This window comes from Paenibacillus sp. 1182, from assembly GCF_017833915.1.
GTDB classification, from domain to species: Bacteria; Bacillota; Bacilli; order Paenibacillales; family Paenibacillaceae; genus Paenibacillus; species Paenibacillus polymyxa_D.
The window spans coordinates 173256-197602 of sequence record NZ_JAFICR010000009.1; the positions used below are offsets into that span (position 1 = coordinate 173256).

Consider the following 24347-nt stretch of genomic DNA (forward strand, 5'->3'; position numbering starts at 1 on the left):
CAAATAGTATCACGGTCAGTCAAGGTAGGACTTGTCCAACTTTGCTTACCCTCTTGTTAGGAAGAGGGATTTTGCTATGCCTACCTGTACAATATCAAATGAAATTTAAAATTGCAATGTTAGCATCATTTGCAGTTCAAAGCGGACATAAGTGTCCCTTTTAATTAAAAACAAAAGCTGTCCTCCATGCAGAACGAAATGTTTCTCTGCTGGAGAACAGCTTTTTTTGTTTTTTGACATAATGACGATATTAAAAGACTTAGCGCACGTTAGGAATATTTACGATGGGATCAATGTCAGCATCATAGTCTACATCCTCGAACTCAAAGCCAAACAGTTGGAAAAATTCGCGACGATATCCTTCAAGATCGGACAATTCGTAGATATTGTTGGTCGTCAGCGCCTCCCATATTTTTGCAACTTCTGCCTGCACGTCTTCACGTAGTTCCCAATCATCAATACGAATACGTCCTTCTTCATCTACAGGAGTTTCTGGTGCGTACAGACGCTCAGCAAACAGGCGGTAGCTCTGTTCTACGCACCCTTCATGCAGCCCTTTTTCCTTCATTACCTTATATAAAGCAGAAATATACAGAGGAACGACAGGGATAGCGGAGCTAGATTGGGTAACGAGTCCTTTGGTGACTGCGACGAAGGCGCGTCCGCCTGTAACTTTCAGCTGATCGTTCAGCTGATGTGCTGTCTCCTCCAGATGATCCTTTGCACTTCCGATACTGCCTTCTCTGTAGATGGCTTGCGTAATATCCGAACCAATATACGAAAAGGAGAAGGTCGTTGCAGTATCAGCCAATACACCGCCTTCACGCAAGGCGTCAATCCACAATTTCCAGTCCTCACCACCCATAACCTCTACAGTTGCTTGTACTTCTTCTTCTGTTGCGGGTTCGAGCGTCACGCTGCTGACTTCCCCGGTGTGGAAGTTAACGGTCTTGTTTGTGTAAGGCTTACCAATAGGTTTGAGTACGGAATTAAACGTTTCGCCTGTGTGGGGATTTGTACGGCGACCTGAAGCGACACTGTAAACCACCAGATCGACTTGTCCCAGTTCTTCGCGAATGGCTTCCACCGTTTTGGTCTTGACCTCATCCGAGAAGGCATCGCCTGTCACGCTTAAGGATTTAAGCCCAGCTTCCTGAGCAGCTTTTTCAAATGCAGCAGAATTGTACCAGCCTGCCGATGCTGTACGTGTTGCCGTAGCATTGCTAGGACGATACACGCCAATTGTATTGGCACGCGCACCGAAGGCGGCAGTAATGCGAGAAGCCAATCCATATCCGGCAGATGCCCCGATTACAAGTACATTACGGGGGCCTTGGATAGCAGGACGGGCCTGTACATAGTCAATTTGCTCCTGAACATGTTGGGCACAGCCCACCGGATGAGCAGTGGTGCAGATAAAGCCACGTGTTCTTGGTTTGATAATCATGTTATTGTAATTCCTCTCTTCTTGTAGCGATCTTCACCCTTACTATTTTAACTTTTAACTATTTTTTTTCAAACGTGGATTTTAGTAAGTATCCTTTTTACCCAAAAGTGAATCTCTGTACAGGGTGGCAAGTGCCTAAGGGTCTGCATATGATGCTGTAACGATAAACATGAGAAGGGAGAGAGCTGCTTGAAGAACAAGAGCCGAAAAACCAACAGAAACAAAAAGCCGCTCTATCGTGTAATTGACCCGGATATGAATGAGTTAAGTATGATACAACGCTCAAAACCACTGCCTGCGGAGAGGGAGACAGAAGCAAGACTTCATCAAGTTGCTTCTCCGCCTCCCCCAACTACAGAGGAGTCGGAGCTAAAGACAGTTGTCGAGCCTGAAGTCGAGGCTCTGCACGAGAAAGAAATTGAGGTTGCAGATGTAGAGGAGACTCCAGCTTTGATGGAAGAACCCCGACTGCCAGAGCTAGAGCCAGAGCCAGAGATAGAGCTAGAGCCGGAACCAGAACCAGAACCTGATCCAATTGATGTGGAAGAAATTTTGAACAATAAGAAGGCTCCGCATGTAAACAATGCTTTCATCTATACAGACGATTTGAGTGATTTCGCTGTGACAGGTGAAAAGATCGCTCCCGCTTCCATAGATTCCAGCAAGCTGAAACAAGAGAGTATCCAAACGGAATTTCTAGCAGATTATGCTGTTCATACAATTAAAATAGCTGACGGTGCTGTGACTGCTTCGAAGATTGCTCCCGACTCCATTACGGTCGAGCATCTGTCAGACGCATCAGTGGCAGGCAGTAAATTGCAGGATCGCTCTATTAGTGGTGAAAAACTTCGTGATGGCAGCATCACTCCAGAAAAGCTGGCGGATAAAATTATCAGCGGCGATCATATTGCCAATGGCTCGATTGAAAGCCGTCATTTCAAGCAATGGATCGTGTCTTCAGATATGCTTCAAGATCAGTCGGTCACCTCCGATAAAATTCGCAGCGGTACGATTCAATCGAACAATTTGGCGAATGAAGCTGTTGATAGCTCCAAGCTGGGCGATCAGTCTGTGACCACCTCCAAATTGCGGGATGGGGCTGTGGATGGAACTAAAATCCAGGCAGGCAGCATTGAGAGCGCGCACCTGACCGAGCATGCCGTTCATGCAAGGCATTTGGCCCCCGGTTCGATTAATCGCAAGCAGCTATCCGACGGAATTGTGGGCAGGGAACAATTGGAGGAAGGTGTTGTCAGCGGGCGTCATCTGGAGTCTGAGGCAGTCACCAGTACGCACATTCAGGCAGGAGCGATTGAAAGAAAGCATCTCAGTCCTGGCTCCATCGGGGAAGAGCAGCTTGGAACGGGCCAAGTAACAGCCCGGCATATCGCGGATCGGAGTATTCAATCCAATAAACTGGCAGATCAGTCTGTAGGCTCATTACAGATTGTTGATCAATCCGTCACTTCATCCAAAATATCGGATCAGAGCATTCTCCCACACAAAATTGCCGATGAGGCAGTACTTACCAGACATATTGCAACAGCAGCCATACAAGGACCTCAGATTTCTCCAGAGGCAGTTTCTTCCGTGCATCTTCAATCCGAAATTATTCGGAAAGATCATATTGCACCAGAGGCGGTTACGGAGCAACATTTGCATTCCGGGGCTGTGACAAGCGAGAAAATAGGGAAGGGTGCAGTTCTGGATCACCATGTGGCGAATCAGGCTGTCAAGGAAAATCACATTGCTTCGAGCGCGATTAAGTCTGACAAAATCGCTGACGAGGCGGTTGTAGAAACTAAAATTGGTAAAGGGGCGGTAACCGGAAATAAAATTGCGTCGCAAGTCATTACCCACGTACACATTGCAACGGGAGTAATCCGTGAAAACCACCTTGCCGACAACAGTGTGGGCGGAAAGGCGTTACAGGCTCAATCGGTGGATTCAACCCATTTGGCCCAGAGCTCTGTACAGAGCAAGCATCTTGGGGAAGACAGTGTCGGAACCGCGGCGTTGCAAGAACAGTCCGTTACCGCAGACATACTAGGCGAAGGCGCTGTTCATACCGCGCATTTGGCCAGTGGTGCGGTATACTCCCACCATTTACAGGATCATGCCGTTACTTCGTTGAAACTATCGCCGGAAAGTGTGGCTACGGATAAAATTAATGATTTGGCGATTACTGCGCCTAAGCTAGCTGAGGGCAGTGTCACTTCCTCCAAGCTGTCTGCTCGTTCGGTGCAGCCATGGCATATTACGGATAAAGCAGTACTGAGCAACCATCTGGCTGTTGAAGCAGTGGAGGCGAATCATCTGGCGCCGGAATCCGTCACCTCCAACCATTTGCAGTCTGCTTCGGTCCAAACCAAACATCTCGCCCCAGATAGTGTGTCCGGCCATGCCCTTCAGTCGGAAAGCGTCACTTCCGAGAAGTTAGCGGCTCGGGCTGTGCAGGCTTCCAACCTGGCGGAAAACAGCGTGGGACCCGGGCATTTGGCTGCACAGGCCGTACAAACCAGGCATTTGGCCGCAGGATCAGTAGAGGACACGATATTAGCCCAGAATGCTGTGAAGTCTGAGCATCTTGCAGCAGAATCCATCCAATCCGAGCATTTGCAAAGCGGGATCATTCAGGGCGAGCATATTGCATTGCAGGCTATAGCGACTCAAGCCATACAGGATGAAGCGGTTACCTCTGCCAAACTATCAGAGGAAAGTGTAACCTCTACCAAGTTGTCAGCCCATGCAGTGCAGTCCGGGCATATTATGGATGAAGCTGTACAAAGCAACCATTTGGCCGTGGCGGTTGTGGACTCGACCCATCTGGCATCTGGAGCGGTCACCTCGGTGCACCTACAGGCCTCCTCGGTGCTAACGAGACATTTGGCTCCGGATAGTGTGTCCGGTCGTGCACTTCAAGCGGAAAGTGTAACCTCGGAAAAGCTGGCAGCCCGCTCGGTACAAGGAATGAACCTTGCAGAAGGCAGTATCGGCCCTTCACATCTATCTGTGCAGTCCGTACACACGCGGCATTTGGCAGCTGGAGCGGTACAGGATAGAGTGCTGGCAGAGGGAGCGGTGAAGTCCGTGCACATTGCCCCGGAATCGATCCAACCACACCATCTGCATACTGAAATCATTCAGGGCGAGCATATTGCATCCCAGGCCATTTCGACCGATGCTTTACAAGATGAGTCTGTGACATCTGACAAACTAGCAGATGAGGGCGTGACTGCCGCCAAGCTGTCGGCCCACTCCGTACAGTCGTGGCACATTACAGACGAAGCTGTGCAAGGAAATCATTTGGCAGCAGAATCCATCCAGTCGAACCATCTGGCACCGGAAAGTGTCACTTCAGCCCACTTGCAGTCTTCGTCAGTGCTCACGAGCCATCTGGCCCCGGATAGTGTGTCCGGCCGTGCGCTACAAGCGGAAAGCGTCACCTCGGAAAAGCTGGCAGCCCACTCGGTGCAAGGAACGAATCTTGCGGAAGACAGCGTCGGCCCGTCACATTTGTCTGCACAGTCGGTACACGCCCGGCATTTGGCAACTGGCGCAGTACAGGATACAACGCTGGCAAAGGGAGCAGTGAAGTCGGTACACATTACCGCGGGGTCAATCCAGCCACATCACCTGCACACAGGAAGCATCCAGGGCGAGCATATCGCATCCCAGGCCATATCGACCGATGCTTTGCAGGATGCGTCTGTTACCTCCGATAAATTGGTGGATGAGGGTGTGACTTCCGCCAAGCTGGCGGTCAACTCGGTACAGCCGTGGCACATTACAGACGAAGCAGTGCAAGGAAATCATTTGGCAGCAGAATCCATCCAGTCAAGCCATCTGGCTTCCGAATCCGTTACCTCTCGCCATTTGCAGGCTTCCTCAGTGCTTACGAGTCATCTGGCGCCAGATAGTGTATCCGGTCGTGCACTACAGGCGGAAAGCGTCACCTCGGAAAAGCTGGCAGCGCGCTCGGTACAAGGGACGAATCTTGCGGAAGGCAGCATCGGACCGTCACATCTGTCTGCACATTCCGTACACAGCCGGCATCTGGTAGCCGGAGCGGTACAGGATAGAGCGTTGGCAGAGGGAGCAGTGAAATCCGTGCATATCGCTCCAGAATCAATCCAATCACACCATTTGCACCCTGGAACCATTCAGGGCGAGCATCTGGCATCTCAGTCGATATCGACTGATGTTTTACAGGATGAGTCTGTGACATCTGATAAATTGGCCGATGAGGGTGTGACTGCCACTAAGTTGTCGGCTCACTCGGTACAGCCGTGGCACATTACAGATGAAGCAGTGCAAGCTAATCATTTGGCAGAAGAGGCCGTTCAATCGAGTCATCTGGCGCCGGAATCTGTCACCTCAGCCCACTTACAGTCTTCGGTGATACTTGCGAGTCATTTGGCGCCGGATAGTGTATCCGGTCTTGCGCTACAAGCGGAAAGCGTCACTTCGGAAAAGCTGGCAGCACGCTCGGTACAAGGGACGAATCTTGCGGAAGACAGCGTCGGTCCTTCGCATTTATCTGCACAGTCGGTACACACTCAGCATTTGGCAGTCGGCGCTGTGCAGGATACAGCGCTAGCTGAGGGGGCAGTGAAGTCAGTACACATTGCCCCGGAATCCATCCAGCCGCATCACCTGCACCCTGGAACTATTCAGAGCGAGCATCTGGCATCCCTGTCGATATCGACCGATGTATTACAGGATGAGTCCGTTACGTCTGATAAATTAGCGAATGAGGGTGTGACTGCTGCCAAACTGTCGGCTCACTCGGTACAACCGTGGCACATTGCAGACGAAGCAGTGCAAGCCAATCATTTGGCAGAAGAGACCATCCAGTCGAGCCATCTGTCACCGGAATCTGTCACTTCTGCCCACTTGCAGTCTTCGGCGGTACTTGCGAGCCATCTGGCCCCGGATAGTGTGTCTAGCCGTGCGTTACAAGCAGAAAGCGTCACCTCGGAAAAGCTGGCGGCACGCTCGGTGCAAGCGACGAATCTCGCGGAAGGAAGCGTCGGCCCTTCACAATTGTCTGAGCATGCCGTACACCCCCGGCATTTGGCACCTGGTGCAGTACAGGACAGAGCGCTGGCAGAAGGGGCAGTGAAATCCGTGCATATCGCACCGGAGTCCGTCCAGTCGCATCATCTGCAAATGGGAACCATTCAGGGTGTGCATATCGCCTCACAAGCAATACCGACCGATGCTTTGCAGAATGAGTCCGTTACGTCCGACAAACTGGCGGATGAGGGCGTGACTGCCGCCAAGCTGTCTGCTCACTCAGTCCAGCCATGGCACATTACAGACGAAGCGGTGCAAGCCAATCATTTGGCAGAAGAGGCCGTCCAGTCGAGCCATCTGGCTCCTGAATCCGTCACCTCTGATCATTTGCAGGCTTCCTCGGTATTTGCGAGACATCTGGCCCAGGACAGTGTGTCAGGTCGTGCGCTTCAAGCAGAAAGCATCACCTCGGAAAAACTGGCGGCACGCTCGGTGCACGCGACGAATCTCGCGGAAGGAAGTGTTGGTCCTTCACAGCTGTCTGAGCATGCCGTACACCCTCGGCATTTGGCACCCGGTGTTGTACAGGACAGAGCGCTGGCAGAGGGGGCGGTGAAGTCCGTGCATATCGCACCGGAGTCTATTCAACCGCACCATCTGCACCTTGGAACTATTCAAGGTGTGCATATCGCCTCACAAGCAATATCGACCGATGCTTTGCAGAATGAGTCCGTTACGTCCGACAAACTGGCGGATGACGGCGTAACTGCCGCTAAAATATCTCCTCATTCGGTCCAGCCGTGGCACATTACAGACGAAGCGGTGCAAGCCAATCATTTGGCAGAAGAGGCCGTCCAGTCGAGCCACCTGGCTCCTGAATCCGTCACCTCTGATCATTTGCAGGCTTCGGCAGTGATGACTCGGCATATTGCGCCGGGGAGTATATCGGTTCACGCGCTCCAGGCAGGCAGCGTAAACGCTGAGAAGCTTGCACTTCGGGCGGTGCGTGCTTCGAATTTGGCAGAAGCCAGCATAAACTCCGTGCATTTAACGGAGCATGCCGTACACGCTCAGCATTTGGCCGAGGGGGCGATCCAAGGGTCCGCACTGGCAGAAGGCGTGGTGCAGTCCAGGCATATCGCGCTGGATTCAGTCCAGTCGGAGCATCTGCAAGCAGGGGCTATTCAACCACAGCATGTAGGCTGGCAGGCGGTGGTTGAGGATGCTATACAAGAAGGAGCGGTAACATCCAGCAAGCTGGCAGATGGAACGGTACAGTCCCGTCATGTGGCTGAGGAGGCTATTGAGAGCCACCACATTGGAGAGGAAGTTATTGATTCGCATCACCTAAAACCGGGTTCAGTGACACGGGCTCAGCTGTCCACAGATATTCATCTCTCGGGACTTTTGCCAGAGGAAGGTATCAGTGGCGACAGACTTCAGGCAAACAGTATATCTCGAAACCATCTGCAAGCTCAGGCCGTCGACAGCGAGGTGCTGAGCCCGGGAGCTGTGGGAGCAGAGCATCTGCAGGCCGCTGCGGTACAAAGCCATCATGTGGCAGAGCAGAGCATTGAAGGCCATCATCTGGTGGAAGGCACTGTAGGCTCACGTGAGTTGGAGCTGAACGCAGTGAAGCCGGAGCATTTGAGCATCACTCCGGTTCGTACGTGTGCGAATCAGCCCGCATTGCAGCAGTTCGGCAGAGCGCCGTTTCTTTTGAAAGGCAGTGAAGGAGAGACGGAAGTGACCATTGTATTCGGGGAGCCTTTTGTAAACCCGGACTACACATTAGTAGCGATGACGAACCACCCTCTCTTTCATGCGACGCTGAAATCTCAGACGCCGAATGGAGCAGTGATCGTCGTAACCAAGTGGAACGAAACCGCGCATAACTACGGTATTATTTCCTGGATCGCCATTGGCTAGTGAAGACGGTTATTGTAAAACTCATAGCGTGCAGACTCATGTATTTTCTAAGTACAGAGCTGCACGCTTTTTCATATACTTTTCACACATTTGCTACACAATTATGCCGAATTCTCCTGATAAGCTAAAGATACTTTAAAGGAGAGGTGATTCAATCATGAAAAAATGGACTAAAAATGCAGCAGCCGTATTGACCGTAGTAAGTGTACTGGGAGGAGCAAGCAGCGCATTCGCCGCTACAGCAACAACGACTCTAGCGAGCACTGCACCAGTAACCAAAGCTCCTGCGGTTATGACACCGGCTACCAAAACACCGGCAAAAGCACCTGTGACGAAAACACCTGTGGTAAAAACACCGGTTAAAAAAGCTGTAACAGCTCATAAAACAACAACCAAAGCGAAGAAAGCCCCTGCCAAAAAATCCGTTGCGAAAAAAGCGGCAAGCCACAAAACAAAAGCAGTGAAAGGGCAGCACCGTACAGTTAAACATCATGCCAAAAAACATAATGTTGTTAAACACAAAGCAACAGCTCATAAAACTCGTACACATCATGTCGTAGCTAAAAAAGTGACCCACAAAACTCCAGTTAAAAAAGCAGTCCCAGCAAAAACAACTCCAAAAGCAGCAGCCAAAGTAGTAACAACCAAGAAATAAGTTTGATGCGTAGTTAGCACTCAGCTCGCCTGGCATATACAGCAGCGATTCATGATAAGAAAGACGGGACCGGGAACGGTATACCCGTCTTTTGTCTATTCTGCTAGGCTTCTGTTAAGCTTAAAGAGAGGATGGAAGCATCCAGAACAACGGCAAGGGGTTAAGGCCATGACAAAAATAGTAGTAGTGGATGACGATGTGTTCATTCTGCAATTAATATCTGAATATTTGAAAAAAGAATCCTACGAGGTGACTTCCTTTTCCAGCGGTAAAACACTGGTAGAGCATATCCGTACGAACCGTCCGGATTGTCTCGTTCTTGATATTATGATGCCTGGCATTGATGGGCTTTCTCTACTGACTCAGCTTCGTGAGTTTACGGAAATGCCGATCATAATGATCTCTGCCCGTGGAGAAGAAAACGACCGTATTCACGGGCTGGAGCTGGGCTGCAGCGATTTTTTGACCAAGCCCTTTAATCCAAGGGAGTTGGTAGGAAGGGTCAAAGCGATGCTGAGACTGAGCAAGGCCGGAATGTCTGCATCGGACGATAGGCAAGCGGCAGAAAACGCAGATCTATGCCATGCGGGCAATCTGTGTATTTTTGCTGACTTTCGTAAAGTCACAGTGGACGGACAAGAGCTGAATTTAACCTCACGTGAATTCGATCTGTTGCTGTTTCTTGCGAATCATCTGGAAAGACCTTTTGGCAGGGAACATCTGATTCAGCAGGTGTGGAGCTATGATTTTATAGGTGATGTGAGAGTCGTGGATGATCTGGTCAAACGGATTCGTAAAAAGTTAGCTGAATATCACTCTACGCTCGTCATTAACACCGTATGGGGTTTCGGATATAAAGCAACGGTTCAGGAGTTGTAATCATGCGTACGATGAGAGCTAAAATACTGCTTTCCCTGTCCATCGCCATGCTTATTACCGTCTGTATTACAGTGGTCTTATTCATCAGACTTATCGACGACATTCTGGTGAATCAAGCCAAATCCAAACTTCATGAGCAGGCACGCAAAGCCGTCCATATTATGAGCGATGGAGGCTTTGATCGACTGGATAATGCTGAATTTAACTATGTTATCAAGGGCGTGCTTTTATCTACCGATTACTTTATTTTAAGCACGGATAACCGCATCATCGACTCAAGCGTCTCTGGAATGGAAGGCAAAAAGATCGAACATTTGCTTTTGATCCGCCAGGGATTTTTTGCATCGGTTCATCCGTCTGCCCAGGATCTGGCCGCTACACATGAAGGGGTGGCTGTGCTTCAAGGTAAAAAGGTACTGTTTACGAATGAAGAATTGCCCGGACAACCTTTTCGTATTTTTGTATACTCACCCTTATCTTCTTTGAGAGCCCTGTATGTACCGTTAATGAGAACCACATTACTGTCTATCATCGCAGGTTTTTTAGTGATTCTCGTCATTGGTCTGATGGTGGTCTCGCGTCTGGTGCGTCCGCTCAAACGATTGAAGGAGGCGGTTGGCAACTATGAGCCGAATCAGCCGCAGGATAGTGATTTTCCACAGGCGGATAAAAGTGAGATTGGCGAGCTGATCGGCACCTTTCATTCCATGTCCGCCCGTATTCAGCAGCACCATCACGGTCAAATTGAATTTCTACAAAATGTATCTCACGAGCTAAGGACACCGTTAATGTCGATTCAAGGCTATGTATATGCCATTCAGGATCAAGTGGTATCCCAGGACGAGGGACTGAGTATCATCAAAGTGCAGTCCCAGCGGTTAATTGACATGGTGGAAAAGCTGCTGCAGCTATCGAGGCTGGAGGCGCTGAATGAAGAATGGCCTGTCTCTCTGGTTGATCTTAGAAGCATGGCGGAGGATGCTGTTCATCTATTGATGCCGGTGGCTGCTGAACGTTCTATCTCGCTCCGAGTGGAGGGAGAGGGTCTGCATGTGGCCGTTCCGGCCGAGCAATTGTTCCGCATGATATTGAATTTGCTGCAAAATGCAGTTCGGCATACCTCTACGGAGGTTGTCATTCATTTGGAGACAGGGACAACACCGGAGGTTGTATGGGTTATACATGTGGATGATGATGGGGAAGGGCTGACCGAACAAGAGGCAACCGAGGTGTTCGGAAGATTCTATGCGGGCTCGAATGGTGTCACAGGTCTTGGATTGGCTATTTGTCGTCAAATTGCTACCCGGTTGAATGGAGAACTACTCTGCACACGTTCGCCATTGGGTGGAGCACGCTTCAGCTATATCCAGCGCATGTTATAAATGAGTACAAAAATGGTTAAAAATGATCGTTTTTTCGGAGAAACATTTCATTTATCTAACATCGAATGGAAGTTTTTCGGTGATATTTGAGATATAGCTTGACTGGTAGGTACTAAACTGAGTAAAATTAATCGTATATACCTTGACTCATGGACGTCGTTTTTTTAGATAGTGGTCAATAATAGTGATGAATAATAAATGAAAGAGTGATGAGATGAACCGCCTTTTGGAAGTGAAGGACTTAACGATATCTTTCAAGACCCGCCAGGGACTAGTGCAGGCCATTCGTGGCGTAAACTTTCATGTCAATAAAGGAGAGACGCTGGCGATTGTGGGCGAATCCGGCTCAGGTAAAAGCGTAACCTCACAAGCTGTTATGAAGTTGATTCCGACCCCTCCGGGCATTTATCAAAAGGGTCAAATTATGTTTGACGGACAAGAGCTGATTAATAAAACGGAAAAGCAGATGCAAAAAATTCGTGGTAAGGAAATTGGCCTGATTTCTCAGGACCCAATGACTTCGCTTAACCCGACGATGAAAGTGGGCAAGCAGATTACGGAAGTGCTTTTCAAGCATGAAAAAATATCCAAGGATGCTGCTCGCAAGCGGGGTATTGAGTTGCTGAATCTAGTAGGTATCCCACATCCTGAACAGCGTTTTAACCAATATCCGCATGAATTTAGTGGCGGTATGCGTCAACGTGTCGTCATTGCGATGGCATTGGCTGCTAATCCGAAACTTCTGATTGCCGATGAGCCGACGACTGCGTTGGACGTAACGATTCAAGCTCAAATTTTGGAACTGATGAAAGATCTTCAGAAAAAGATTGATACTTCCATCATCTTTATTACTCATGACCTCGGTGTTGTAGCGAAGATGGCTGATCGCGTTGCCGTTATGTACGCAGGACAAATCGTGGAAACAGGTACGGTTAATGAAATTTTCTACAACCCGAAACATCCATATACATGGGGCCTTCTCGCCTCTATGCCAAGTTTGGACAGCCATGGTCAGAAGCTGGCAGCTATTCCGGGAACACCTCCGGATCTGCTTCACCCACCTGTAGGGGATGCTTTTGCAGCTCGCAGTTCTTATGCTATGAAAATTGACTTTGAGAAAGAGCCTCCACTCTTTCAATTATCCGATACGCATTTTGTGAAATCATGGTTGCTGCATCCAGATGCGCCAGCGGTTGAGCCACCAGATGCGGTAAAGGCTAAGCTTCGCAAGCTGGATAACGCATTTGAAAAGCCGGTTTTGGTAGAACAATACGGTAGTTAATGTGCGCTATAATTTGTAATTAAAAAAATGAAAAATAAAAAAAAGGGCTGTTCTCTCCGTGTGGAATCATTCTACGGAGGAAGCAGCCTTTTTGGTGTAAAATCGCAGGTTGTATGCGTCTGCGGTTATTTGTGTTAATGGGCAGTGTTTACAGCTTACCAGAGCCAGCTTGGGAAGTGACTTCTGCCTTCACACTGGCGGATGGGGAAATTTTATCGTTCAGCGATGGTTTCCAGCCTACAGAGGAGCTAAGACCCGCACTGGAGCCTGCATTAACAGCTTGTCCATTCAGGATTGTGCCCGTATCTGACAGGGCAGTTCCACCAAAGACAGTCACGATTTTAGCTGCAGATAAACCGGCAACGTCAATAACATTGTTTTCGGCGAAGATTTTGGAGGATTTACCTGCGCCCCATATATACAGTGAAGGATATTCGGAGCGTTTTACATCACCTGTATAGTAATTGTTGTACAGATGGACTTGTCCATACCGCACGCGTGGTGTGCGTTGTACCGTGTTTTCATAATAATTGTGATGCAGGGTTACACGTAAAGTCCCTTCATCTGCTGTTTTACTGTCGCTGTTGCCAATAATCGATGATTTATCATGATCGTAAAAATGATTGTAAGAAACCGTAACCAGATCGCCCTGGTTAATCACATCGAGAAGCCCATCATGATGCTGGTATTCTTGACCGTAAAAGGAGCCGTTTTGGCTATCTGGGTGAGATCCATCATTGAAGGTATTGTGGTCTACCCATACATGTGTGGCGCCGTTAATTGTAATGCTGTCATATTCCGAATTCCAATTGCCTGTGCTGCCGTCCGTTGGGTCCCATTGAGGAAAATAATCGTAGGCATCCTGGAACTCAATATTACGGATAATGACATTATCTGTCCCTTTTTTTAGTTGAAGGTTCGCGCCGTTAATGACGGCATTGCTACCCTGACCGACAATCGTTGTATTAGAAGGAATCTCAATGACGACACGACTGGCCTGATTTTTTTGTGAAGCCTCACGTGCCTTTTCCAATGTGCCGGACGGAGCCTTTTTACCCCAAGTGGATGGGTCATAAGCTTTGAGGTAGGCGTCAAAATCATATTTAGAGTCCTTGTAATCGTTCAATCCCAACGGCTTGTTATTGTCATCGACGTTGGCGTTGATCGTGCCTTTGACATAAATGATTTTAGGCGTACTATTGCTGTTTTTGCCCAAAGCATCGACTAATTGCTTGCGATTCGTTACGGTGAAAATATTAGAAGAAGAGGCTGCAGCTCCGCCTGTTGTGCCTGTAGAAAAGGCTGCCCAACCGTTTTTGTTACCAAGCGTTTCTTTACCAATATCGCTGGCTGCATGAGCAGGTGAACCAAGAGGGGACAGGGTAGTGAATAGCAGAGCTGCTGCAATTCCGAGTGAAAATCTCTTTTTCATAAAATACCTCCGTATATTGGATGAATAGAGTAGACAAACGAAGGGAGTCCCGGGTGCTCCTGTGGTTTCTACATTTTCTATCATACTTCGTGTTCCAGTATTTGTTAATATAATAAAAGTTACATACTAAAATTTTTGTCGAATTTTTTATATAATTCAATAGACCCCTACTTTTTCCAATCAAGACGTATATGTAATAATGAAAACGTTAACAATCACACGGAATAGGAAATGTATATATGAATATATGGAATTGTTTTTGTGTTTTTTCTCAAAATGTTAACGATTTCAATCTATACATTCTGGAAGGTCGATTTATAGATTTTTGCAGAATCCTCAGGTAAAATGGCTTGTAATAAAGCTGAGGAGGAATGGGCATCATGGCAGAGCATTTAGCAGATATCTTGAAGTTGTTGAAGCAAAAAGAGTGGGTAGATTTGTCCCACGCTTTTTATCCTGAAATCCCTCATTTTCCAGTATTCGATAATGTTCAGGTGGATACCCTGTTTACCCACGACGATGGCTTTTTTGTAAAACAATACTGCTTTCCAGGTCAGTATGGGACTCACATTGACGCACCCGTTCATTTTGTGAAGGGCAAACGTTACTTGCATGAGCTTTCATTGAAGGAGCTGGTTTTGCCGCTCGTTGTCATTGACCGTTCAGCAGCCGTTGCAGCTAATTCTGACTATGAGCTTACGGTTGCGGATATTTTGGACTTTGAGAAAGAGCATGGACGCATTGCTGATCAGTCCTTTGTCGCTTTTCGCAGTGATTGGAGCAAACGTTGGCCTGATTCAGATGCCTTCTCGAACAAGGATGACGCCGGAGATGCACACTGTCCGGGCTGGTCGCTAGAGGCGCTACGCTTTTTGGTAGAAGAACGGAATGTGGCTGCCATTGGACATGAAACGCTAGATACGGATTCTTCTGTAGCTTATCGCAAAGCTGGCAAGCTGGTAGGGGAATATTACATATTGGAGCAGGATCGGTATCAAGTTGAGATGCTGACAAATTTGGACAAGTTGCCCCCGACGGGCGCGGTCATATATAATATCGTTCCGAGCATTCAAGATTCCCCCGGATTTCCAGTGCGCTCCTTTGCTATTTTGCCTTAATCATACAGTACCCAGTCATTTGAAAACGATTGTATATTCATCTTGAGCTTAAAAGACCGATTCAGATATCGACATCTGAATCGGTCTTTTCTAGCTTATACGGGGTAATGTACAGTGTGAATGACCGTTCAGTCCATCTTGAATCAAAAGGATGAAACGTCTTAAGTGATAATTGTTACGGTAGGGGCAGAGATGGTGGGCTGAGTTGATATGGTGGAGGTTGTGCCGCTAAAATCAGATATTTCTATGACAGCGGGGACACCTGGTGTAATATCTACAGAGGCAATGACCAGACTTGCCGTGGTCAGGGTGAATAAGGAACTCTGCTGAATAACTCCATTAATATAATAATTAGCAGAATCAGTAGCCGTTAATGTTGGTAAAGCAACTACTGGAGCGTCGGCGTCATCTACGAAGCTTGCAGCAGGAATAGTTGTTGTTGTTGCTCCGATCATCCCGGCTGTAATTGTTGCAAAAAAACGAGTCACGGCTGGGGTTACAGTCGTGCTTATGGCACCACCAGTTGCTACGGGAGCAGTAGCTACTGCTGTGTACACAGGTTTTATGATGGGCATAGTTTTCATCTCCTTTCTTTACTGGTATGAGCCATTCGGTGGCTCTTAATCAATAAATGATTTCTCAACCTATTCGGAAACGGCATATTAACCTTTCTATTAATAATAGGGTGAATGGAGAAGGCCTATTTTGCTACAAATACAGATGGAAGCGAATACTTGGAATCGGCATCCTACAAATGCCTAAAACCCTAAAGAGGGATATGCATACAATACATAAATAAGCATGTGAGAAGGAGGTGTATACGACTGGTATGAGGAGACGCGATTCATCACTAAGAAGGCAAGGAAAAAGAACCGTACATTGCAAGATCAACAAACGTAAAAAGTGTAAAACAAGTTATTCACTCAAAGGTAGAACAAAAACGGGGTTCCATGCCAAAAAGCATCCAAAGCTAATCATGCAACGGAGATGTAGAAATACTCCTACCAAGCGGAGGCGGAGAATGGGCAAGACGGGAAAGCCGGGTGTTCCAGGTTCGGCAGGAGCACAGGGTATTCCTGGTTTGACAGGGAAGCAAGGCGAAGCCGGGTTAACAGGGGTACAAGGTATTCCAGGTTTAGCAGGAGCACAAGGCATACCGGGAACTGCGGGAACACCGGGAGTCCAAGGAATACCAGGAATACAGGGTCCAGCAGGAACACGGGGAGCGCCAGGTCCGGCTGGCGTCCAAGGTAGTTCAGGTGCAACAGGTGCACCCGGCCCTACTGGAGCACAGGGCATAGCGGGCCCAACCGGAGCCCAAGGAATAACAGGCCCAACCGGTCCGGCAGCTGACATTTCAAATATTGAAATTATACCCATAGCCGAGCGATATTTTTATTTTGCACCTGCTACAATTGAGTCTTCAATCACGATTATGGCGGATCAATTTTCTGTAGATGGTGTACAGGAGCCCTTTCAGCGGTTTAATGTCGGAAGCAACAGTTATGCCAATCTATACATTAATGGAATGATACAAGAAAGCACATTGTATAGACTGACACCTGAATCGCTGACGATTCGCCTTAACGAAGGGGAGGCAATTTCCTCCGGCACACCTATTATTGTGGAAATTGTTCAATTTAGTGTGCGAGCCAGTGGATGATACTGTTCGCGGTGAGGCAACCCAGAGGCAGATACAGCTGTTTTTGGGGCAACGAGCCTTTGCGTCCGACATGCCAAAGCTGAAGACCGGCCTTGGAGCTTTGGTTATGGATGGCGTGCACGACTTTTTGCAGCGGGGAAATGTGCTCGTCGCTCATATGCCAAGACTGCCTGAGTCTTTTCCCTGCTGGGTGACTGCATGCACCTTAAGCATAATGAGTCCCGCCTGCCCGAGCGCCCGTTTTATTCGATTACATATCTATTTTATATGAATAAAATGTGGCGATACACGTATCATTAATTGTATTTATGATCATTCACTTATAAAAACATGGTATTTAGGTTTAATACAATATATATCAAATGAAAGTATGAAGACAGAATGAGCCTGCATAAAAATATAATTTGCATTTTAGTTAGTTATCACTTACTATAATTTTATGAACAAGAAAACACATATAGACAGCAAAAAGAAAGATATTCTGCAGGCAGCGATGTGCTTATTTGCAACCAAAGGAATTGACGGGATTTCAGTCAAAGAAATTGGAGAGGCTGCCGGTGTGACGGATGCCGCGATTTATAAGCATTTTAAGAGTAAAGATGCGATGGCCTTGGAAGTATTTGGGCAGTATTGCAATAGCTACACCACCTTAATTGACTTCTATCGCAAGCAGAGTGGGAACTTCGTTAGTCGTTTCCATCAACTGGTGGATGAAGTGCTGAATATGCATGATGAGGACCAGTATGGTTTGCTTCTACTATCACAGCATCATGAGCTGTATGTTGAAGCAAGCCAGAGCCAGAATGTGCGTCAGCCGCTGGAGGCGTTGACTGAATTCATCGAACAGGGGATTCAACAAGGTGAACTGCCGAAGCAGGATGCTAAGCTATCCGGTGTGCTCATCATTGGAGCTATTACACGCTTGTCCGTATCCAGCCTGGAAGGTGAACTTCCACAGCAGTTGGTTCCATTTGCAACAGAGGTCAAACAACGTTTAACAGCTTTATTAAGTAAAGGTCAGTAGTGACCTTTTCTTTTTAAATATAAAGTTAGTGTTTTCTAACTAAAATCATAATGTGAAGATAGGAAGTGGCTTATATGTCTAAAAAAATATTGGTGATTCAAGGGAATCCAGTCGCTGGCAGTTATGGAGAAGCGTTGGCTCAATCCTATGTAAAAGGAGCGAAGGCTGCAGGAGCAGAGGTTCGTTTGTTGCAGTTATCCGCGTTGGATTTTAACCCAAATCTATTAGGTGGATATCGTAATAAATTGCCGCTGGAACCTGATTTGATCCAAGCACAGGAGTCGATTAAATGGGCAGAACATCTTGTTTTTGTCTTTCCAATCTGGTGGGGCAGCTTGCCTGCATTAATGAAAGGCTTCATTGACCGTACCATTATGCCGGGGTTTGCGTTTAAGTATCAAAAAGGAAAATCCTTGCCTGACAAGCTTCTAAAAGGAAGAACAGCTCGCCTCATTACAACGATGGACGGTCCGCACTGGTACTACCGATTTTTCCAGGGACAGCCTGGGCATCGGATGATGAAGGATTCCACGCTGCATCTATGTGGTGTCAAACCAGTGCGTTCTACGACCATTGATCTTATGAATAAGTTATCGGATCAGCAGCGCAACGATTGGCTGAGCAAGGTGGAGCAGCTAGGTCGAAGCATGAGCTAGGTGTTCCCCTGACCCAAACCCATTGGCCTACAGGTAAACCATAGCGGTATCTGAGCATAATCGACCTGCGAGAAGGAAAAAGACCGCAATGGGAGCAACTAGCTCGCATTGCGGTGTTCGGAATAGCTTATGTTTGCAATCAACGTTAAATAAATATCGATGCAACGATTAAAATAAATCCGATCGCTAGACCTGCAGGGCCCCAATAATGCATAGGGATAAAAAACAGACTGTGCTGGGTTCCCATTCGATAGCGTTGTCCCGTTTCCATATCAACTAGCACTTTGTCCGAGTCGGAGTTGAGTGCTTTCCCCAAATACCAGATAATAACTCCCGACACAATGAACACAAAAGCCATTGGCAGCCGGGAATCTATGGAGTCAAGCCCTAGAGCGGATACTAAACTACCGACAATAACAAATAAAATCCCTGGAATAATAATATTTAAAATACCAAAACCCTTCCAAATAATCACATGAATACTTCCTTTCTAAATTAAAATCCAACATATGTATTTATCGGTTGAAAGAGAGATTTAGTTTACAAAATGACCCATTCAATGGGGAATTTACAATGTGTAAAACTGGAAGAACAAAAAAAGCCGTTTCTCCACATCTTCATAGCCCAGCATAATCTGGCCTGAAGGAGGGAAATCGGCTTTTTTAATTAAGTGAAGTTGAAGGCCTGTGCCTATTCGGCTGCTGCTTCCGCTTGCTGGGCTACGGAAACAACAGGCTTCATAATTCGACCCAGCATATCTTGCTTCGGACGATTCCAGGTAGTCCAGTCATCCAGCAGCAGACCGCCTGTGTCGCCGCTATTCGGATTCAGGGACCAGTACGTAAAGTACAGGTTGTTGGCACCAATATAGTCAACAAGCGCATTTTGCCATTTCCCCTCAGGGGAGGACAAATCAACATTACGGCCGCCGAATTCACCAACCAGCACCGGTGCTATGTTTTGTTTGCTGATGTAGCCCCAGGTTTGATCCCAGATCGCTGGCAGGTTGGACGGGAAGGCCGGGTCGTTGAACCATGGCTGCGAAGACACACCAGGGCCGTAATCATGTGGAGAATATACGACACGGTTCGGTACGTCCAGAACGACAGGATAGTTGGCTACACCTGTCAGGTTGCCACCCCACCAGTATTGGCTATTGTTGCCTTGTACATTGTGGTCTACACCTTCTACGAGAATCAGCCAATTTGGATTCACGGATAGAATCGCATTCCCTGCACGTTGTGCCGCCAGACGCCAATCTGTGGAGGCATTGCCTGTACCCCAGCTTGCTTGACCGTGTGGCTCATTGTGTAAATCCGCACCAATGACGGTAGGGTTATTTTTATAACGATCAGCCAACATTTTCCAGTCACTAATCCAGCGAGACTCAGGGTACTGGGATGTGTACCACAGCTCGGATTGCCCACCTGAGCCTGGACGGTGACGGTCAAGGATAATCTGAATACCGCGTTGTCCAGCTTTTTCGATCAGCTTGTCCATAATTTGAATCGGGTTTAATCCGACCAGATCAGGGTTTTTGTGATAATCAATACTGTCTGGACGGGAACTGGAATCGAACAACTGATTGCTGTAAGGCAGACGAATCAGATTGTAGCCTTCTTTCTTCACCTGATCCAGCATGTCGTCCATTGAGCGGCTCCACAGTCCATGCAAGGTGTAATTAGGAGTTTCCAGACCGAACCAGTTCAGGCCGTTAAATGCCGCTTCTTTCCCGGATTCGTCTACAATCTTGTTTCCTTGGGTGTGATAATATCCTTTCACACTGGCTGCATCTGCAGAAACGGGTGTATAGCCATACAGTGTGAAGCCCATTACGAGGGAGGCAATGACGAAAAATGTTTTTTTTAATCCTTTTTTCTTCATAATTCTGCTTCCTCCTTTATTTAAAAGAATTTGTAACCGATTACATTTTCATTTTATGTTCAAATCTTCCATCAAACAAGTTCATAAAATTCGTATATTTCTAAGATTTCGTTCGAAATCAATAGATTTATAACAACGGATTATCAAGCTAAGTAGGAAAGTTCCCCTTGTAAAAGATTCGTGAGGGAGTTTCCACCCCATATTTTTGGCCGCGCTTGTATATGAGTAGAGGCACGCTCTAACTCTTTATTTATTATATTTTCCTGCTGTAAAAGAAGGTATATAATAAAGTGAAATTCACTTTACATACAGGTTGCAGAATATATATTTGAAAATTAGCACGCATGACATGCAAAAAAGAAAGGAGGGTAATTATGGTAACAACGATGAAGGAAGTGGCAGAACGTGCCGGGGTGTCGAAGAGTACAGTTTCGCAGTTTCTGCAAAAGAGATACAACTATATGAGTGAAAACACCAAGAAGAAGATCGAGCAAGCGATTGAGGATCTCAGTTATATACCCAATGAGGTGGCACGTAGTCTCAAGCAGAAGAAGACCTTCATTGTGGGGGTTATTTCTTCAACCATTTTATCGAGATTTACAACAGAAGTCGTGCGTGCCATTGAAGATGAATGCCAACTGGAAAATGTCCAGGTCATTGTCTGCAATACCGATGATGATTCGCTCAAAGAGAAAAAGTATGTCCAGTCGATGATTGCTCGGCAAGTGGATGGACTTATCATTTTCCCGACGGAAGAGAACAAGAAATTATATGTTTCCCTTGTCAAAAATGGCTATCCCTTCGTGTTTGTGGACCGAAAAATCGATGAACTCAGCGTAGATACGGTGCTACTGAATAATGAAAAGGCCAGCGAGCTTGCGGTTGAAGCACTCATTGAGCATGGTCATAACAACATTGGGATTATCACGTTCCCCTTAGGCAAAAAAGCGATCACCACACGAAGTGAGCGACTGTCAGGTTACCGAAATACGCTGGGTAAACATGACATACCCGTGAATGAAAACTATATCAAAAGCGGCAGGTTGGATGAAATGCCTAATCTGATTGGACAACTATTTCACATGGAGAATCCGCCCACTGCAATTATTGCTACGAATGACATGATTTTGGAGCAGGTGCTGATTTATGCAAAAAATAATCATCTGACCATACCTAATGACTTTTCCTTGATTGGCATAGATGATGTATCCTTTGCGTCTTTTTATAATCCGCCGATCACAACCGTTTCCCAGCCGAGTTTTGAAATGGGGAAAAGAAGTGCCAGGCTACTGCTGGAGAAAATTGATCAAAAAGAACAGGATCATGAGGAGCTGTCAGAAATCATCCGTATGAATCCGGTCATCAACCACAGAGAATCGGTCCTAAAGCTGAACTGAATGTTTGAATAAGTCCTTTTCATCTTTTTGAAAACGTTTTTATGAATTCTATTGTAAAAAGAAAATAAAGAGCTATAATGATCTTATGATTCGAGTCATGAATACCCTTTCATTTATGGTTGTCCTGAATTTAGTGATGATGGTGATTGAAGAGAGGGGAGGAATAGAGCTCAAACGAATAATGCATGGAGTAATTTGTGATTTAATTCACAAAAAAATGATTCTTCTTCTTTTTACATTCCCGGAAGGGAAATTTTTTTCGAGTATTACTAAATCGATTTAGTAAGAATGGAAAATAAATAAAAGAAAGTCGGAGATCACTATGGAAATGTTTATGAGCATTATCAGGGAGCCATCCATTATTATCGCGATTGTGACATTACTCGGCCTTATATTTCAGAGGAAGAAAGTATCAGAAATCATTACGGGAACTACCCTTTCTTTCATGGGTTTCACCATGATCAAGGTCGGCGGCGGCATTTTAGGAGGCGTTCTCACTAACTTCAGCCAAATTTTTTCTTATGCGTTCAACCTTAAAGGTGTCGTACCCAGCAATGAAGCCATTATGGCACTGACCATTGATCAGATCGGGGCGGATGCTGCGCTCATTCTGCTCTTTTCCATGATCCTTAACATCGTGCTTGCACGTCTGACCAAGTTCAAGTACATTTATTTGTCTCTTCACTTGATTTTGTTTATGAGCTTTGCCGCTACAGCCGTTATGAAAGGTCTAGGTCTCAGTTCGCTGACTACGATCATCGTCGGTTCTTTGGTCATTGGGAGCTATATGGCGGTGTTTCCTTACCTACTCCGAAATGCCAGCAAAAACATTATTAAATCGGATGATTATACGATTGCTCATGCTTCCATGACCTCTTACATTCTGGGCACCTATTTAGGGAAAGTGTTCGGCAACCGTGAAAATGACACCGAAAATGTAAAAATTAATGACCGCATCAGTTTTTTGCGCGACCCCAATGTTGCAACGACCTTGACGATGCTTGTGCTTTTGCTGGTATCTGGACTGGTTGCTGGTTCTGACTATGTCAGCAAATTATCGGATGGCAAAGAATACATCGTCTTCATCCTCGAACAGTCAGCTATTTTCGCAGCCGGCTTGTATATCGCAAAAGCGGGTGTTAAGCTGTTCACAACTGAAATTGTACCCGCTTTCAAAGGCTTCTCCCAAGTGTTCGCACCTGGAGCAATCCCTGGTGTGGATGTTCTGGTACTGTTCGACAAATCACCCAATTCCGCGTTGGTAGGCTTCTTGGTCAGCTTCTTCACAGGCGTTGCCTGCGTCTTTCTTTTCCCGTTTGTCGGATTGCCTGTCATTGTGCCAGGGATCATGGCCTGCTTCCTCGCTGGTGGTGCAGCCGCGATATTCGGCAATTCCAGCGGTGGTTTTAGAGGAGCTGTTATTTCCAGTTGTCTTAATGGATTCTTGCTCTGTCTGCTACCAGCTCTCACCTTGCCGCTCTTTTCTTTTTTGGGTGCCGAAGGGGTAACGTTCGCCGATCCCGACTTTACTACCCTTTCCGGAGTACTTTGGCTTATTTTTCGCTGGTTTTAAACTAAACCGATTTATGAATTTTTTCAAAATAACTCATCTAAATCATTTGTGCTTAAAAAGAGGAGGAATGATCCATGTTTTTTAACGACCAAGATATTCAAATTGACATCGTTGACAGTAATACCACCCGGAAAGTGCTGGCCCACAGCGACCAGCTTATGTATGTCAAAGTGATGTTTGCTAAAGCCCAAACAGGGGAGATCCTGTTGCATAAGCATGTCCATGAACAAGTCACTTATGTAATAAAGGGAAGTTTTAAGTTTATGATCGATAATGGCGAAACCAAGGAAGTCCAGACCGTCAAAGATGGAGACAGCATCCATTTTCCATCCGATACTCTTCATGGCTGTATCCCACTGGAGGATGGCGGTATTCTGCTAGATGCATTTACACCCGCACGTGCAGATTTCCTGTAACGTCCGATCATTTCATTTTTATCTTTTTTTAGAAGAAGACCTGCAAGTATGTTATATTTAACAAACGGCAATCGTGATGAACAGTAATATAGTGATTTTTAGAAAAGGATGAGACAATTTTGGAAAACAACGAAACTCAGCAGGAATTTGCAGAAGTATATGAGCAGCTTAAAGTAGCTGCAAACCGAACCTCCGATTGGAAAACACGCCTAGCTGCGGTAAATGATCTGGGTGCATGGAAGAACCAGCAGACGATTGACTTGCTGACACATCGTTTGAATCATGATACGGTATATGCCGTTCAGGAAGCCGCTTACCGCAGACTTCAGGAATGGGGCGAGAATGTACAGCCGCCTGTGCGCAAAGAGGGTGAGCTTGTTAAGGGCCTGACGAAAATTCTGGTGCGGATTAAAAAAAGCTTGCCAGCCGACCATACCTACAACGATTTTCGCGAGAAGCTGCACAAGATGAGAGTCGATATTTATGACATCTATGAAGGCGACAAGGGCGCTGAATTTGACCAGTGGCTGGAGCAAAAATGGGCTTCATTATCCACAAGGTAATTTCTGAACCCTGTAATTGTATGTATTT

General features: G+C 46.7%; 19 protein-coding genes. 13 read left to right on the forward strand and 6 right to left on the reverse strand.

Translation table 11 applies throughout. The annotated features are described in order from the left end of the window. Window positions 1-259: 259 nt before the first annotated feature. Window positions 260-1447: an enoyl-ACP reductase FabV gene (gene fabV, locus JOD82_RS18770; RefSeq protein ID WP_069012514.1), complete on the reverse strand. Its 1188-nt coding sequence runs from the start codon at window positions 1445-1447 to the stop codon at window positions 260-262. 189 nt (window positions 1448-1636) lie between these two features. Here fabV and JOD82_RS18775 point away from each other — a divergent pair, with 189 nt between their 5' ends. The 5 genes from JOD82_RS18775 (at window position 1637) to JOD82_RS18795 (ending at window position 12593) form a co-directional block, all read left to right on the forward strand. Continuing rightward, window positions 1637-8395: a WIAG-tail domain gene (locus tag JOD82_RS18775; protein ID WP_208332643.1), complete on the forward strand. Its 6759-nt coding sequence runs from the start codon at window positions 1637-1639 to the stop codon at window positions 8393-8395. A 157-nt stretch (window positions 8396-8552) separates the two neighbouring features. Continuing rightward, on the forward strand, window positions 8553-9050 hold the full coding sequence (locus JOD82_RS18780; protein ID WP_069012516.1) for a hypothetical protein: 498 nt from the start codon (window positions 8553-8555) through the stop codon (window positions 9048-9050). Window positions 9051-9218: 168 nt separating this feature from the next. Beyond that, window positions 9219-9929: a response regulator transcription factor gene (locus JOD82_RS18785; RefSeq protein WP_209949782.1), complete on the forward strand. Its 711-nt coding sequence runs from the start codon at window positions 9219-9221 to the stop codon at window positions 9927-9929. A 2-nt stretch (window positions 9930-9931) separates the two neighbouring features. Further along, a complete protein-coding gene (locus JOD82_RS18790; RefSeq protein ID WP_209949783.1) occupies window positions 9932-11311 on the forward strand; it encodes a sensor histidine kinase in 1380 nt (459 codons plus the stop codon). Between the two features lie 214 nt (window positions 11312-11525). Continuing rightward, complete coding sequence (locus tag JOD82_RS18795; protein ID WP_029515635.1) at window positions 11526-12593, forward strand: ABC transporter ATP-binding protein; 1068 nt, start codon at window positions 11526-11528, stop codon at window positions 12591-12593. 148 nt (window positions 12594-12741) lie between these two features. Here the strand turns inward: JOD82_RS18795 and JOD82_RS18800 are convergent, their stop codons facing one another. Beyond that, window positions 12742-14025 (reverse strand): pectate lyase family protein, encoded by a 1284-nt coding sequence (locus tag JOD82_RS18800; RefSeq protein WP_029515634.1) that lies wholly within the window; start codon window positions 14023-14025, stop codon window positions 12742-12744. 380 nt (window positions 14026-14405) lie between these two features. Here JOD82_RS18800 and JOD82_RS18805 point away from each other — a divergent pair, with 380 nt between their 5' ends. Then, window positions 14406-15143, forward strand: a complete 738-nt coding sequence (locus tag JOD82_RS18805; RefSeq protein WP_029515633.1) for a cyclase family protein — start codon at window positions 14406-14408, stop codon at window positions 15141-15143. A gap of 161 nt (window positions 15144-15304) precedes the next feature. Here the strand turns inward: JOD82_RS18805 and JOD82_RS18810 are convergent, their stop codons facing one another. Then, window positions 15305-15718 carry a DUF4183 domain-containing protein gene (locus JOD82_RS18810; RefSeq protein ID WP_013311418.1) on the reverse strand — a complete coding sequence of 138 codons (414 nt, stop codon included), beginning with the start codon at window positions 15716-15718 and terminating at the stop codon, window positions 15305-15307. 446 nt (window positions 15719-16164) lie between these two features. Between JOD82_RS18810 and JOD82_RS29540 the strand changes: the two genes are divergently transcribed. Next, complete coding sequence (locus tag JOD82_RS29540) at window positions 16165-16806, forward strand: DUF4183 domain-containing protein (RefSeq protein WP_080658569.1); 642 nt, start codon at window positions 16165-16167, stop codon at window positions 16804-16806. On the opposite strand, the gene JOD82_RS29285 is transcribed toward JOD82_RS29540, so the two are convergent. Further along, window positions 16784-16963 (reverse strand): oxidoreductase, encoded by a 180-nt coding sequence (locus tag JOD82_RS29285; RefSeq protein ID WP_238437886.1) that lies wholly within the window; start codon window positions 16961-16963, stop codon window positions 16784-16786. The two genes, JOD82_RS29540 and JOD82_RS29285, sit on opposite strands and share 23 nt — an antisense overlap. 282 nt (window positions 16964-17245) lie before the next feature. Here JOD82_RS29285 and JOD82_RS18825 point away from each other — a divergent pair, with 282 nt between their 5' ends. After that, complete coding sequence (locus JOD82_RS18825; protein ID WP_209949784.1) at window positions 17246-17830, forward strand: TetR/AcrR family transcriptional regulator; 585 nt, start codon at window positions 17246-17248, stop codon at window positions 17828-17830. Window positions 17831-17904: 74 nt separating this feature from the next. Next, window positions 17905-18486 carry an NAD(P)H-dependent oxidoreductase gene (locus tag JOD82_RS18830; protein ID WP_029515630.1) on the forward strand — a complete coding sequence of 194 codons (582 nt, stop codon included), beginning with the start codon at window positions 17905-17907 and terminating at the stop codon, window positions 18484-18486. Between the two features lie 145 nt (window positions 18487-18631). On the opposite strand, the gene JOD82_RS18835 is transcribed toward JOD82_RS18830, so the two are convergent. After that, the gene (locus JOD82_RS18835; protein ID WP_029515629.1) at window positions 18632-18961 is read right to left on the reverse strand and encodes a hypothetical protein; all 330 of its coding nucleotides are present in this window, start codon (window positions 18959-18961) and stop codon (window positions 18632-18634) included. Window positions 18962-19176: 215 nt separating this feature from the next. Beyond that, on the reverse strand, window positions 19177-20370 hold the full coding sequence (locus JOD82_RS18840; protein ID WP_069012519.1) for a glycoside hydrolase family 5 protein: 1194 nt from the start codon (window positions 20368-20370) through the stop codon (window positions 19177-19179). A 374-nt stretch (window positions 20371-20744) separates the two neighbouring features. Between JOD82_RS18840 and JOD82_RS18845 the strand changes: the two genes are divergently transcribed. From JOD82_RS18845 to JOD82_RS18860, 4 genes are all read left to right on the forward strand, one after another. Further along, window positions 20745-21767: a substrate-binding domain-containing protein gene (locus tag JOD82_RS18845; protein ID WP_039272991.1), complete on the forward strand. Its 1023-nt coding sequence runs from the start codon at window positions 20745-20747 to the stop codon at window positions 21765-21767. A 322-nt stretch (window positions 21768-22089) separates the two neighbouring features. Further along, window positions 22090-23340 carry a PTS ascorbate transporter subunit IIC gene (locus tag JOD82_RS18850; RefSeq protein WP_029515625.1) on the forward strand — a complete coding sequence of 417 codons (1251 nt, stop codon included), beginning with the start codon at window positions 22090-22092 and terminating at the stop codon, window positions 23338-23340. Window positions 23341-23414: 74 nt separating this feature from the next. Then, window positions 23415-23756, forward strand: a complete 342-nt coding sequence (locus JOD82_RS18855; protein ID WP_069012521.1) for a cupin domain-containing protein — start codon at window positions 23415-23417, stop codon at window positions 23754-23756. 119 nt (window positions 23757-23875) lie between these two features. Continuing rightward, window positions 23876-24319, forward strand: coding sequence for a HEAT repeat domain-containing protein (locus JOD82_RS18860; RefSeq protein WP_029515623.1), 444 nt, complete (start codon window positions 23876-23878; stop codon window positions 24317-24319). The last annotated feature ends 28 nt before the right edge of the window (window positions 24320-24347 follow it).

What these genes read in the sequence shown, in the direction of transcription:
- fabV (WP_069012514.1), bottom strand. Translation starts at nt 1,447, where the DNA reads ATGATTATCAAACCAAGAACACGTGGCTTTATCTGCACCACTGCTCAT.
- JOD82_RS18800 (WP_029515634.1), bottom strand. Translation starts at nt 14,025, where the DNA reads ATGAAAAAGAGATTTTCACTCGGAATTGCAGCAGCTCTGCTATTCACT.
- JOD82_RS18785 (WP_209949782.1), top strand. Translation starts at nt 9,219, where the DNA reads ATGACAAAAATAGTAGTAGTGGATGACGATGTGTTCATTCTGCAATTA.
- JOD82_RS29540 (WP_080658569.1), top strand. Translation starts at nt 16,165, where the DNA reads ATGGGCAAGACGGGAAAGCCGGGTGTTCCAGGTTCGGCAGGAGCACAG.
- JOD82_RS18805 (WP_029515633.1), top strand. Translation starts at nt 14,406, where the DNA reads ATGGCAGAGCATTTAGCAGATATCTTGAAGTTGTTGAAGCAAAAAGAG.
- JOD82_RS18795 (WP_029515635.1), top strand. Translation starts at nt 11,526, where the DNA reads ATGAACCGCCTTTTGGAAGTGAAGGACTTAACGATATCTTTCAAGACC.
- JOD82_RS18780 (WP_069012516.1), top strand. Translation starts at nt 8,553, where the DNA reads ATGAAAAAATGGACTAAAAATGCAGCAGCCGTATTGACCGTAGTAAGT.
- JOD82_RS18825 (WP_209949784.1), top strand. Translation starts at nt 17,246, where the DNA reads ATGAACAAGAAAACACATATAGACAGCAAAAAGAAAGATATTCTGCAG.
- JOD82_RS18830 (WP_029515630.1), top strand. Translation starts at nt 17,905, where the DNA reads ATGTCTAAAAAAATATTGGTGATTCAAGGGAATCCAGTCGCTGGCAGT.
- JOD82_RS18850 (WP_029515625.1), top strand. Translation starts at nt 22,090, where the DNA reads ATGGAAATGTTTATGAGCATTATCAGGGAGCCATCCATTATTATCGCG.
- JOD82_RS18840 (WP_069012519.1), bottom strand. Translation starts at nt 20,370, where the DNA reads ATGAAGAAAAAAGGATTAAAAAAAACATTTTTCGTCATTGCCTCCCTC.
- JOD82_RS18845 (WP_039272991.1), top strand. Translation starts at nt 20,745, where the DNA reads ATGGTAACAACGATGAAGGAAGTGGCAGAACGTGCCGGGGTGTCGAAG.
- JOD82_RS18790 (WP_209949783.1), top strand. Translation starts at nt 9,932, where the DNA reads ATGCGTACGATGAGAGCTAAAATACTGCTTTCCCTGTCCATCGCCATG.
- JOD82_RS18855 (WP_069012521.1), top strand. Translation starts at nt 23,415, where the DNA reads ATGTTTTTTAACGACCAAGATATTCAAATTGACATCGTTGACAGTAAT.
- JOD82_RS29285 (WP_238437886.1), bottom strand. Translation starts at nt 16,963, where the DNA reads ATGAGCGACGAGCACATTTCCCCGCTGCAAAAAGTCGTGCACGCCATC.
- JOD82_RS18810 (WP_013311418.1), bottom strand. Translation starts at nt 15,718, where the DNA reads ATGCCCATCATAAAACCTGTGTACACAGCAGTAGCTACTGCTCCCGTA.